11 protein-coding genes are annotated in these 12,586 nt (G+C 61.3%); 8 read left to right on the forward strand and 3 right to left on the reverse strand.

From position 1 onward, the window contains the following. Nucleotides 1-172 precede the first annotated feature (172 nt). From PSEUDOMOFG3G_RS27520 to PSEUDOMOFG3G_RS27530, 3 genes are all read right to left on the reverse strand, one after another. Complete coding sequence (locus PSEUDOMOFG3G_RS27520; RefSeq protein ID WP_047228120.1) at nucleotides 173-2,068, reverse strand: PhoX family phosphatase; 1,896 nt, start codon at nucleotides 2,066-2,068, stop codon at nucleotides 173-175. A 67-nt stretch (nucleotides 2,069-2,135) separates the two neighbouring features. Next, a complete protein-coding gene (locus tag PSEUDOMOFG3G_RS27525) occupies nucleotides 2,136-2,900 on the reverse strand; it encodes a TOBE domain-containing protein (protein ID WP_047228119.1) in 765 nt (254 codons plus the stop codon). A 57-nt stretch (nucleotides 2,901-2,957) separates the two neighbouring features. Further along, nucleotides 2,958-3,698 carry a ComF family protein gene (locus PSEUDOMOFG3G_RS27530; protein ID WP_139049008.1) on the reverse strand — a complete coding sequence of 247 codons (741 nt, stop codon included), beginning with the start codon at nucleotides 3,696-3,698 and terminating at the stop codon, nucleotides 2,958-2,960. A 91-nt stretch (nucleotides 3,699-3,789) separates the two neighbouring features. Between PSEUDOMOFG3G_RS27530 and bioB the strand changes: the two genes are divergently transcribed. From bioB to PSEUDOMOFG3G_RS27570, 8 genes are all read left to right on the forward strand, one after another. Then, nucleotides 3,790-4,845: a biotin synthase BioB gene (gene bioB, locus PSEUDOMOFG3G_RS27535; RefSeq protein ID WP_047228117.1), complete on the forward strand. Its 1,056-nt coding sequence runs from the start codon at nucleotides 3,790-3,792 to the stop codon at nucleotides 4,843-4,845. A 153-nt stretch (nucleotides 4,846-4,998) separates the two neighbouring features. Beyond that, nucleotides 4,999-6,177 (forward strand): 8-amino-7-oxononanoate synthase, encoded by a 1,179-nt coding sequence (bioF, locus tag PSEUDOMOFG3G_RS27540; protein ID WP_139049009.1) that lies wholly within the window; start codon nucleotides 4,999-5,001, stop codon nucleotides 6,175-6,177. After that, the gene (locus PSEUDOMOFG3G_RS27545) at nucleotides 6,170-6,901 is read left to right on the forward strand and encodes an alpha/beta fold hydrolase (protein WP_139049010.1); all 732 of its coding nucleotides are present in this window, start codon (nucleotides 6,170-6,172) and stop codon (nucleotides 6,899-6,901) included. Before bioF ends, PSEUDOMOFG3G_RS27545 begins: the two co-directional genes overlap by 8 nt. Further along, the gene (bioC, locus tag PSEUDOMOFG3G_RS27550) at nucleotides 6,894-7,706 is read left to right on the forward strand and encodes a malonyl-ACP O-methyltransferase BioC (protein WP_047228114.1); all 813 of its coding nucleotides are present in this window, start codon (nucleotides 6,894-6,896) and stop codon (nucleotides 7,704-7,706) included. Before PSEUDOMOFG3G_RS27545 ends, bioC begins: the two co-directional genes overlap by 8 nt. Continuing rightward, nucleotides 7,703-8,386: a dethiobiotin synthase gene (bioD, locus tag PSEUDOMOFG3G_RS27555; RefSeq protein ID WP_139049011.1), complete on the forward strand. Its 684-nt coding sequence runs from the start codon at nucleotides 7,703-7,705 to the stop codon at nucleotides 8,384-8,386. The genes bioC and bioD overlap by 4 nt, the downstream gene beginning before the upstream one ends. Nucleotides 8,387-8,494: 108 nt before the next feature. Then, on the forward strand, nucleotides 8,495-8,791 hold the full coding sequence (locus PSEUDOMOFG3G_RS27560) for a pyrroloquinoline quinone biosynthesis protein PqqE (RefSeq protein ID WP_107323009.1): 297 nt from the start codon (nucleotides 8,495-8,497) through the stop codon (nucleotides 8,789-8,791). Nucleotides 8,792-9,066: 275 nt separating this feature from the next. Continuing rightward, on the forward strand, nucleotides 9,067-10,872 hold the full coding sequence (locus PSEUDOMOFG3G_RS27565; RefSeq protein ID WP_047228111.1) for a phenylacyl-CoA dehydrogenase: 1,806 nt from the start codon (nucleotides 9,067-9,069) through the stop codon (nucleotides 10,870-10,872). Nucleotides 10,873-11,205: 333 nt separating this feature from the next. Then, entirely contained in the window at nucleotides 11,206-12,495 is a 1,290-nt protein-coding gene (locus PSEUDOMOFG3G_RS27570; RefSeq protein ID WP_047228110.1) for a GGDEF domain-containing protein, read from the forward strand. Nucleotides 12,496-12,586: the final 91 nt, after the last annotated feature.

Here is a 12,586-nt window from a genome sequence, read left to right on the forward strand (position 1 = left end):
GGCAGGGCTGCCGCGTCCGGCCCAGCATGGTAGCGCAGACGGAGGGAGATAGGTGACGGCTGTGCCGATGCCATCGCGAGCAGGCTCGCTCCCACAGGATTTTGTGGCGCACCGTAGATAGCAGGTGCACTGGAATCAATGTGGGAGCGAGCCTGCTCGCGATAAGGCCCGATCAGGCGCCGATGACCCCGCCATCCTCACGGGTAATCACCATCACCGACGACCGCGGCTTACCGTTGGGCAGATGCTCGGGGAACGTCGAGCCGCCGCTGGGATGCTGGATGCCGACGAACAGGGTTTTGTAGTCTGGCGAGAAGCTGATGCCGGTCACTTCGCACCCCACCGGCCCGACCAGGAATCGACGGATTTCGCCGCTGTCGGGGTCGGCGCAGAGCATCTGGTTGTTACCCATGCCGGCGAAGTCCCCGGTATTGCTGAAATCACCGTCGGTCTGAATCCACAGCCGCCCGGCCTTGTCGAAGCCCAGGCCATCGGGGCTGTTGAACATGTTCTGGGCGTTGATGTTGGACGAGCCGGCTTTCGGCGTGCCGGCGTGTACCGCCGGGTTGCCGGCGACCACGAACAGATCCCAGGAGAAGGTCTTGGAGGCATGATCGTCGCGGTCGGTGCGCCAGCGCAGGATCTGCCCGTAGACGTTCTTGGCCCGAGGGTTTGGCCCTTCCACCGGTTGACCGGCATCACCGCGCTTGGAGTTGTTGGTCAGGGTGCAATAGACCTGGCCGTCCTTGGGGCTGACCACGATCCACTCCGGACGGTCCATGCGCGTGGCGCCAACGGCACTGGCGGCCAGGCGCGCATGGATCAGCACTTCGGCCTGGTCAGCGAAACCGCTGCTGGCGTCGATGCCGTTCTTGCCGTGGGTCAGCTCGATCCACTGGCCCTTGCCTTTGGGGTGGTCCGGGTTGCCGTCGCCGGCATCGAAGCGCGCCACATACAAGGTGCCGTGGTCCAGCAGGTTGCGGTTGGCTTTGGCATTACGATGGTTGATGCGCTCGCGGCTGACGAACTTGTAGATGAATTCGCCGCGCTCGTCATCGCCCATGTACACCACGGCGCGACCGTCATTGGTCTGCGCGAGGGCGGCGTTTTCGTGTTTGAAACGGCCCAGAGCAGTGCGTTTTACCGGGGTGGATTGCGGGTCGAACGGATCGATTTCCACCACCCAGCCATGGCGATTGAGTTCGTTGGGGTTTTTCGCCAGGTCAAAACGCGGGTCGTGCAGGTGCCAGTTGATTTCACTGCTGGTGACGGTGGCGCCATAGCGTTTTTGTGCCGCGTCGAACTGCAGGTCCGCCTTGCTGCTGCCGAAGCAGTCGGTGAAGTTCTCTTCGCAGGTCAGGTAAGTGCCCCACGGCGTCATGCCGTTGGCGCAGTTCTGGAAAGTCCCCAGCACTTTTTTGCCGCTCTTGTCGGCGCTGGTTTTCAGCAGGTCGTGGCCGGCTGCCGGACCACGCAGGCGAATCGGCGTGTTGCCGTGGATCCGGCGGTTGTAGCGCGATTCCTGGACGAACTGCCACTGGCCGCGACGACGCTGGATCTCGATCACCGACACGCCTTCGGCGGCTTGGGCCTTGCGCACGTCTTCGGCCGACTGCGGCTGGCCGCCGTGAGGGAACAGGTATTGGTAGTTGGTGTACTCGTTGTTGATCGCCATCAGCGCCCGGTTCTTGTCGCCGGGGAATTCGAACAGGCTCATGCCGTCGGTGTTGTCGCCAAACTGCTCTTCCTGAGCGCGGGCTGTTCCATTGCCACTGGGGTCGAACGCCGGTGCATTTTTGCGCAGTGGCTGGCCCCAACTGATCAGCACCGAGGCTTTGTAGCCCGGAGGCAGGGTAATGGTGTCGGCCGTGGCGGCGGCGATGCTTTTAAAGCCCAGCAGCTTGCTGTTGCCTTCGCTCACGGCGGCGGCCAGCACGCTGCGGCTCAGCAGGTTGCCGCCCAGGAACATCGCCGCGCCGCACAGTGCGCCGGCGCTGATGAAGCTTCGACGGCTCAGGCCGACGATCTTTTCCAGGTCGGTGGATTGGTTTTCTTCTAATAGGCTCATCATCAGGCTCCCTGCTGGTTTTGGCAGTCACCTTAAAGCGGGTCGATGAAACTATTGTTGCAGCGCGCTACAGCGGTGTGCCGAGTAGCACATTTGTCGGTGAAAACGCGACGTGCACCGCAGAACCGGTAGCCAGGTTTCGCTCATGCAATTGGAGCGGATCGGCCAGGGCGCACAATGTCTGGCCGTTGGGCAGGCCGATACGCACTTCACTGGGGCCGTCTTCGGCGGCGGCAACCTGCTCGATCACGCCGCGCAACGTGTTGATTCCCGATTGCTCCGCTGACTCGATGGGGTGCAACTCCAACCAGCCGGCCTTGATCAGGGCCACCACTTCGGTGCCGATAGCCAGCTCCAGGCGTAAGGTGCTGTCATGGGTGATTTGCGCCTCGATGACCAGACCCCGGGCCAGTTCCAGGCGTACCCGGTCATTGTGGCCCTGGGCCTCGATCCCCAGGACTTTGCCATGCAGTTGATTGCGCGCGCTGGTGCGCAGCATCAAGCGACTGAGCAGGCCCAGATCCCCGGCGTCCTCGCTGGCTTCCAGTAACTGCGCCTGCAGCGCTTGCAAGCGCTGATACAGCCGCAGCACGCGTTGCCCCTCCTCTGACAGCTTGGCGCCGCCACCGCCCCTGCCGCCGACGCTGCGTTCCACCAGCGGCTGGTCCGCCAGGTTATTCAACTCGTCGATGGCATCCCACGCCGCCTTGTAGCTCAGGCCCGCGCTCTTGGCGGCACGGGTGATCGAGCCTTGTTCGGCGATGTGCTGCAACAAGGCGATGCGTTGTGGGCGCCGGACGATGTGCTGGGTCAGGAGCGGGGGCAATGACATGATGGAGAACTGCGCCAAGGAATCATGAGCGGACGTTGGCGCCTCGCAGGCGGCGCGTCAAGCCGGCTCACCGGGTTTCGGCGTACGGGCCAGGCAATACACATCGACCCGGGCGGCGCCGGCATCCAATAGTAGGCGGGCCAGCGCCTGGGCCGTGGCGCCGGTAGTGAGCACATCGTCGACCAACGCCAGGTGACGGTTGCCGAGCACGGCGTCGGGTGTGATGGCAAAGGCTTGACGCAGGTTTCGGCGCCGGGCCCTGGCATCGAGTGCCTGCTGGGCGGGGGTGTCCTGGACGCGCCGCAGCAGTTGTTCTTCGCAAGGGATCTTCAATGTCGCGCTGAGCCAGCGTGCAAGCATCGAGGCCTGATTGAAACCTCGTTGACGCAAGCGCCGATTGGCAAGCGGTACTGGCACCAGTGCGTCGGGTGGCTCCAGTCCTTCATTGAAGTGATGCTGCAGGGACTGCGCCAGCAGTTCGCCCATCAACCGACCGAGCGGCCATTTGGCCTGATGTTTGAAGCGTGCGATCAGGCTGTCGATAGGAAAGTCGTAGGCCCATGGCGCCAGGACCCGCTCGAAGGCTGGCGGTTGAGTGGCGCACTGGCCACAACGCAGCCCGGCCATCGGCAGTGGCAAGGCGCAGATACTGCACTGGTCACCGAGCCAGGGCAGTTCGCTCTCGCAGGGGGTGCAAATGGGTTGGGGCGTATCGGTGGTTTCGCCACACAACAGACAAGATTGTTTGTTTTTTAACCAGATGTAAACCGGTCCATCGTATCGTGGTTGACAGCGCATGACTCTTCCTTAAATATGCCGAACATCCGTGTCGCGCCTGTGGGTATTCCATGTCCCCAGGTGCCAGCCAAGCATAATCAAGGAAATGCCCATGAGCGCCAGCACCACTGCCAACCTGCGTCATGACTGGTCTTTGGCCGAAGTCAAAGCTCTCTTCGTCCAGCCCTTCAATGACCTGTTGTTCCAGGCGCAGACCGTGCACCGCGCGCATTTCGACGCCAACCGCGTCCAGGTGTCCACGCTGCTGTCGATCAAGACCGGCGCCTGCCCGGAAGATTGCAAATATTGTCCGCAGTCCGGTCACTACAACACCGGGCTGGAAAAAGAAAAGTTGCTGGAAGTGCAGAAAGTCCTCGAAGAGGCCGCCCGTGCCAAGGCCATCGGCTCGACCCGTTTCTGCATGGGCGCGGCGTGGAAGCATCCGTCGGCCAAGGACATGCCTTATGTGCTGGAGATGGTCAAAGGCGTGAAGGCCATGGGCCTGGAGACCTGCATGACCCTGGGCCGCCTCGATCAGGACCAGACCCAGGCCCTGGCCCAGGCCGGCCTGGACTACTACAACCACAACCTCGACACGTCGCCGGAGTTCTACGGCAGCATCATCACCACTCGTACCTACAGCGAGCGTCTGCAAACCCTGGCTTACGTGCGAGATTCGGGGATGAAGATCTGCTCCGGCGGCATCCTGGGCATGGGCGAGTCCCTGGACGATCGCGCCAACCTGCTGATCCAGCTGGCGAACCTGCCGGAGCATCCGGAATCGGTGCCGATCAACATGCTGGTAAAAGTCGCCGGCACGCCACTGGAAAACGCCGAAGACGTCGACCCGTTCGATTTCATTCGCATGCTCGCCGTGGCGCGGATCCTGATGCCCAAGTCCCATGTACGCCTGTCCGCCGGCCGCGAAGCGATGAACGAACAGATGCAGGCCCTGGCATTTTTCGCCGGTGCCAACTCGATTTTTTATGGCGACAAACTCCTGACCACCGCCAACCCGCAAGCCGACAAGGACATGCAACTGTTCGCTCGCCTGGGCATCCAGCCGGAGGCCCGCGAAGAGCATGCTGATGAAGTGCATCAGGCGGCTATTGAACAGGCGCTGGTGGAGCAGAAGAGCAGCGAGCAGTTCTACAACGCCGCCCTCTGAGCTGACGCAAAAAAAATGTGGGAGCGAGCCTGCTCGCGATGGCGATGGAGCATTCAACATTTATGTTGACTGGCACGCCGCTATCGCGAGCAGGCTCGCTCCCACAGGGGGATCTCCTCCAGTCTTTAAATAGCGGTTCACCCCGAGGCCTGCATGCCCTTCGATCTCGCCGCACGCCTGACTGCCCGTCGTGCCGAAAACCTCTATCGCCAGCGCCCGCTGCTCGAAAGTCCGCAGGGGCCAGAGGTGGTGGTGGACGGCCAGCCGCTGCTGGCGTTCTGCAACAATGATTACCTGGGCCTGGCCAATCATCCGCAAGTGATCGAAGCCTGGCGCGCCGGTGCGGCGCGATGGGGCGTGGGTGGCGGTGCTTCCCATCTGGTGATCGGCCACAGCGGGCCTCATCATGCCCTGGAAGAAGCCCTGGCTGACTTGACTGGCCGCCCGCGGGCACTGCTGTTCACCACTGGCTACATGGCCAACCTTGGCGCTGTCACCGCACTGGTGGGGCAGGGTGATACGGTGCTGGAGGATCGACTCAACCACGCTTCGTTGCTCGACGCCGGGTTGCTGTCCGGCGCGCGCTTCAACCGTTACCTGCACAACGATGCCCAGAGCCTGGCCAACCGTCTGGAGAAAGCCACCGGCAATACGCTGGTGGTTACCGATGGTGTGTTCAGCATGGACGGCGACATCGCCGATCTGCCGGCCCTGGCCCGTGCAGCCAGGGCCAAGGGCGCCTGGCTGATGGTCGATGATGCCCACGGTTTCGGCCCGTTGGGGGCCAATGGCGGCGGGATCGTCGAAAATTTTGGCTTGAGCCAGGATGACGTGCCGGTATTGGTCGGCACCCTGGGCAAAGCCTTCGGTACTGCCGGTGCTTTTGTCGCCGGCAGTGAAGACCTGATCGAAAGCCTGATCCAGTTCGCTCGTCCCTACATCTACACCACCAGTCAACCGCCGGCTCTGGCCTGCGCTACGCTCAAGAGCCTTGAGCTGCTGCGCAGCGAGCATTGGCGGCGCGAACATTTGCAGGTGCTGATCCGCCAGTTTCGCCACGGTGCCGAGCAGATCGGCCTGCAATTGATGGACAGTTTCACGCCGATCCAGCCGATCCTGATCGGCGATGCGGGGCGGGCGATGCGCTTGTCGCAGATGCTGCGTGAGCGGGGACTGATGGTCACTGCGATCCGCCCACCCACCGTACCGGCCGGCAGCGCTCGTCTGCGCGTGACCTTGACCGCCGCTCACAGTGAGGCTCAGGTGCAGCTACTGCTGGAGGCATTGGCCGAGTGTTTTGCACAACTGGGACCGGAGCCAAGCCATGCGTGATCGACTGATATTGCTGCCTGGTTGGGGCTTGGGCGTTTCCCCGCTGGAGCCTCTGGCGGCTGCGCTGCAAGGGCTCGATGAACATCTGCGGGTCGAGATCGAGCCGTTGCCGACACTGACCTCAAGCGACCTCAATGAATGGCTCGATGAGCTGGATGCCACATTGCCCCAGGATGCCTGGTTGGGTGGCTGGTCGCTGGGCGGCATGCTGGCCGGCGAGCTGGCGTCGCGTCGGGGCGAGCGCTGTTGCGGCTTGTTGACCCTGGCGAGCAACCCTTCTTTCGTGGCCCACGATCAATGGCCGAGCGCGATGGCCGGTGAAACCTTTGATGGGTTTCTCGCCGGGTGCGCCGCCGACCCGCGCCAGACCCTCAAACGCTTCAGTTTGTTATGTGCCCAGGGTTGCAGCGATCCGCGCGGCTTGTCGCGATTGTTGCTGGCGGGTGCGCCAGTCACTTCGCCGGATGTGTTGATGGCCGGGCTCGAGCTGCTGGCGCAACTGGATACCCGCGCCGCCTTGCAGGGCTTCGGCGGCCCGCAGCTCCACGTGTTTGCCGGGCTCGATGCCCTGGTACCGGCTGAGGCAGCGGGTGAATTGCTGGTGTTGCTGCCCGATGTTGAAATCGGTCTGATCGAACAGACCGGCCACGGATTCCCTCTGGAAGACCCCCACGGTGTGGCGGGGGCGATTCAGGCTTTTTTGCATGAGTCCGATGATGACTGATTTGTCTGTTGCCAAATTGCCCGGTGCCTTGCCGGACAAGCGCCAGGTGGCGGCCTCGTTTTCCCGGGCGGCGACCAGTTACGACAGCGTCGCCGAGCTGCAGCGCGACGTAGGCCAGCAGTTGCTGGACCGGCTGCCTGCTTCGATCATGCCTGAGCGCTGGATGGACCTGGGTTGTGGCACCGGCTATTTCACGCGGGCGCTGGGTACGCGCTTCGGCGAGGTGACCGGGTTGGCGCTGGATATCGCCGAAGGTATGCTCAACCATGCTCGCCCTCAGGGTGGTGCTGCGCACTTTATAGCCGGTGATGCCGAGCGGTTGCCCTTGCAGGCATCCAGCTGCGATCTGGTGTTCTCTAGCCTGGCGGTGCAGTGGTGCGCGGATTTTGCCTCGGTGTTGAACGAAGTCCATCGGGTTTTGAAACCCGGTGGCGTGTTTGCCTTTACAAGCCTTTGCGTCGGCACGTTGTACGAACTGCGCGACAGCTGGCGTCAGGTGGATGGCCTGGTGCACGTCAACCGTTTTCGCGGGTTCGAAACGTATCAACAGCTATGTGAGGCCAGCGGGCTGAACGTTATCAGCCTGGAAAACCGTCCCCATGTGATGTATTACCCGGACGTGCGCGGTCTGACCCATGAATTGAAAGCCCTCGGCGCCCACAATCTGAACCCCGGCCGGCCCGGCGGGTTGACGGGCAGGGCGCGGATCCTCGCGCTGGTTGACGCTTACGAACAGTTTCGTCAGGTACAGGGTTTGCCCGCGACCTACCGGGTGGTTTACGCCGTGCTGGAGAAACCGCTATGAGCCAGGCTTATTTCATCACCGGTACCGACACCGACGTGGGCAAAACCACCGTCGCGGCAGGCCTGCTGCATGCTGCGCGACAGGCTGGCATGAGCACCGCCGCCGGTAAGCCTGTGGCCTCCGGTTGCGAAGTAACGCCCAAGGGCCTGCGCAACGCCGATGCCTTGGCGCTGTTGGCCGAATGCTCGGTGCCGCTTGTGTATGCCCAGGTCAACCCGGTGGCGTTCGAGCCGGCCATCGCGCCTCACCTGGCCGCTCGGGAAGCCGGCGTGGCCTTGACTGTGCAATCGTTGCTGGGGCCGATGCGTGAAGTGTTGGCCTTGGAGGCCGATTTCACTCTGATCGAAGGCGCGGGCGGCTGGCGCGTTCCGTTGGCCGATCAGGACAACCTCTCGGACTTGGCGATGGCACTGGGGCTACCGGTGATCCTGGTGGTGGGCGTGCGCCTGGGCTGCATCAGCCACGCCCTGCTGACCGCCGAGGCCATCGCCCGGGACGGCCTGCAACTGGCGGGTTGGGTGGCCAATATCATCGACCCCAAGACATCGCGGCTGGAAGAAAATCTGGCGACCCTGGCCGAACGCCTGCCGGCGCCGTGCTTGGGGCGTGTGCCGAAAATCAAGGGCATCACCGCCGAAGCCGTGGCTGCGCATCTGCACCTGGATTTGCTGGACTACTAAGGTTTTCACTATGACAAGGCACTGTGCCATTAGTGTTTTTGTCGGGCCTTTTCCCCAGGCTTCTGTTTCAATGATCGCTGTCTACCCTTCAAGAAGACGAGTTCTGCCATGGAAATCTCAGGAAATACCGCGTTCTATGCCGGTCTGAGCACTATTCAGACAGGGCAGAACCGTGTCGATCAGGCCTCTAGCCAGATTGCCAACAATACGATCGAGCGTTCGGTCACCAGCCAGTCGTCCGAACTGCAAGCCGATCGCTTGCGGTCGGTGGATCGCAGCCAGCAATCGGACTTGGCCAGCAACATGGTTGAAATGTCCCAGGGCAAATTTCAGGTCGAACTGGGCGTGAACGTGGCCAAGGCTTCCGATGAAATGCTCGGTACGTTGATCGACACTTTCGTCTGATCCTCTACTTCAGGTTTGTCAAAACGCCGCGATTATTCGCGGCGTTTTCGTCTCTAACTCCTTCTGGCTCAACTAATCTTTTCCTACGGACGCTGTGAGTGTTTCGCTGCGGTGAATTGCTGTGCCTGGGATTTTTTCCGGGACGATGACGAACGGCAAAAGATCGACGCTTGACAAGATTTAGGCGTAAACGTATGTTTCAAACAACTGTTTGACCGTCACAACAAATCCATGCGGTCGTTCATTCCCGGTTACATCAGCAGAGGTTTATCGCTATGCCTGACTACAAGGCCCCCTTGCGTGATATTCGCTTCGTTCGTGACGAACTGCTTGGCTATGAAGCGCACTATCAGAGCCTTCCGGCTTGCCAGGACGCAACGCCAGACATGGTTGACGCCATTCTTGAAGAAGGCGCCAAGTTTTGTGAGCAGGTGCTGGCGCCGCTGAACCGTGTGGGCGACATCGAGGGCTGCACCTGGAGCGAATCCGGTGTGAAGACCCCGAGCGGCTTCAAGGAAGCCTACAAGCAATTCGTCGAAGGCGGCTGGCCAAGCCTGGCCCACGACGTTGAGCATGGTGGTCAAGGCCTGCCGGAGTCCCTGGGCCTGGCGGTCAGCGAGATGGTCGGCGAAGCCAACTGGTCGTGGGGCATGTACCCAGGCCTGTCCCATGGCGCGATGAACACGATTTCCGAGCACGGTACGCCCGAGCAGCAAGAGGCCTACCTGACCAAGCTGGTTTCCGGCGAATGGACCGGGACCATGTGCCTGACCGAGCCGCACTGCGGCACTGACCTGGGCATGCTGCGCACCAAGGCCGAGCCTCAGGCCGACGGTTCGTACAAGGTCAGCGGCACCAAGATCTTCATTTCGGCCGGCGAACACGACATGGCCGACAACATCGTCCATATCGTTCTGGCACGCCTGCCGGACGCTCCGGCCGGTACCAAAGGTATTTCGCTGTTCATCGTTCCCAAGTTCCTGCCTAACGCCGACGGCTCCATCGGTCAGCGCAATGCGGTGAGCTGTGGTTCGCTGGAACACAAGATGGGCATCCACGGCAACGCCACTTGCGTGATGAACTTTGACGCGGCCACCGGTTTCCTGATTGGCCCGGCGAACAAAGGCTTGAACTGCATGTTCACCTTCATGAACACCGCACGCCTGGGCACCGCGCTGCAAGGCCTGGCTCACGCCGAAATCGGCTTCCAGGGTGGCCTGAAGTACGCCCGTGACCGTCTGCAAATGCGTTCTCTGACTGGCCCGAAAGCGCCGGACAAGGCTGCCGACCCGATCATCGTGCACCCCGACGTGCGTCGCATGCTGCTGACCATGAAGGCCTTCGCCGAAGGTAACCGGGCGATGGTTTACTTCACCGCCAAGCAAGTGGACATCGTCAAATACGGCGTCGATGAAGAAGAGAAGAAAAAAGCCGATGCGCTGCTGGCGTTCATGACGCCGATCGCCAAGGCGTTCATGACTGAAGTCGGCTTCGAATCGGCCAACCACGGCGTGCAGATTTATGGCGGTCACGGTTTCATCGCCGAGTGGGGCATGGAGCAGAACGTTCGCGACAGCCGCATTTCGATGCTGTACGAAGGCACCACCGGCATCCAGGCCCTCGACCTGCTGGGCCGCAAAGTGCTGATGACCCAGGGCGAAGCGCTCAAGGGCTTCACCAAGATCGTTCACAAGTTCTGCCAAAGCAACGAAGGCAACGACGCGGTCAAAGAGTTCGTAGAACCTCTGGCTGCGCTGAACAAGGAATGGGGCGAGCTGACCATGAAGGTCGGTATGGCGGCCATGAAAGACCGCGAAGAAGTTGGCGCGGCCTCGGTGGATTACCTGATGTACTCCGGTTACGCCTGTCTGGCCTACTTCTGGGCTGACATGGCGCGCCTGGCGGCGGAAAAACTCGCAGCCGGCACCACCGAAGAAGCTTTCTACACCGCCAAGCTGCAGACCGCGCGCTTCTACTTCCAGCGCATCCTGCCACGCACCCGCACTCACGTGGCAACCATGTTGTCGGGCGCCAACAACCTGATGGACATGAAAGAAGAAGACTTCGCACTGGGTTACTAAGCCTTACGCGGTTCTTCTAAAAAAGCCGCTGCTTCCTTCGGGAGCAGCGGCTTTTTTGCGCCTGACCACAACCCCTGTGGGAGCGAGCCTGCTCGCGATGACGGCGGCATATCCAACATCATTGTGGGCTGACCCACCGCTATCGCGAGCAGGCTCGCTCCCACAGGAGTTGTTGGCAATCGTGGAACAACATTCATCCAACAAAGCCCTAAGAAAACATCCCCCCCTGCCGTTACAAGGATGGCAGTGTGACATCTGTCACATCTTGCGTGCCTTAATGCTCCAGTAGCAGGCACAATGCCATCTTTGATCAGCCGGGTCGGAGCTTTACCCTTGCCGCGTTCTTCCGCTGTACGTCTCAGTCATTTCCTACCGTCATTGGTGCTATTGCTGGCGGGGCTTGCGGCTGCCTACGTCAAGGATCTCAATGTCTTTTTCACCTCCCTGTTCAACGTTCTTCCTACATTGGTGTTGTTGCTCGGAGGGGCGTATTGCGCCGTTTACCGACGTCAGCGTGAGCTGTTTCTGATGATCACGGTGTACATCGCCTATTTCCTGCTGGACACCCAGACCGACTTCTATCGCGACAACGGCAAGGTGCGCGATGACGCAGCGGTGGTGTTTCACCTCGTCTGCCTGTTGTTGCCGCTGTTGTTTGGCCTGTTCGCCGCGTGGCAGGAGCGGACTCATTTGTTCCAGGACATGGTGGCGCGGTTCGCGGTGCTGCTGATCTTTGGAAGCGTGGCGCTGGCCCTGGAGCAAAGTTTTCCCCAGGCCCTGCTGTTGTGGCTTTCGGAGATCCGCTGGCCAGCGTTGCACGGTGCCTGGATGAGCCTGATCCAGTTGTCCTACCCGGTGTTCATCGCCGCCTTTGTGTTGCTGGCCTGGCAATACTGGCGCCATCCGCGACCGTTGCATGCCGCGCAATTGGTGGGTTTGCTCGGGGTGTTCTGGATGTTGCCCAAGACCTTCATCCTGCCATTCACCCTGAACATCATGTGCAGCCAGGTGATGCTGATGATCGCGGCGGCGGTCGCCCACGAGGCTTATCAGATGGCGTTCCGTGACGAACTGACCGGCCTGCCGGGGCGTCGGGCACTGAATGAGCGCATGCAGCGCCTGGGTCGCAATTATGTCTTGGCGATGAGCGACGTGGACCATTTCAAGAAATTCAATGACACCCACGGCCACGACGTGGGCGACCAGGTGTTGCGTCTGGTCGCCAGCAAACTGTCGAAAATCAGCGGTGGCGGTAGGGCTTATCGCTACGGCGGAGAGGAATTTGCGCTGGTATTCGCAGGAAAAACCATCGAAGAGTGCATGCCTCATCTGGAAGTCATTCGCGAATCCATCGCGAACTACAGCATCCAGCTACGCAATCCCGACAGTCGTCCCCAGGATGATCAACAAGGTCGCCAGCGTCGTGCCGGTGCCGGGGCATCCAGTGTATCGGTGACGGTCAGCATCGGTGTGGCCGAGCGCATCGAACAGCGCACCCCCGAAGAAGTGCTCAAATCCGCTGACCAGGCTCTCTACAACGCCAAGGGAGCCGGGCGTAACTGTGTGATTGCCTATGGGCAGAACCGTCGCGGTGCGGTGCGCATGGAAGCGGCCGCGGGTTGAGTGATGATGGCGCATTCAGCGTCTGGACTGTGATTGTGAGCCTCGGTGGCCGGCAGTAGGTTTGAACGACCTGTTACCGGAGAAGACCACC

The organism is Pseudomonas sp. FG-3G, assembly GCF_901007645.1.
Classification (GTDB): domain Bacteria; phylum Pseudomonadota; class Gammaproteobacteria; order Pseudomonadales; family Pseudomonadaceae; genus Aquipseudomonas; species Aquipseudomonas rhizophila.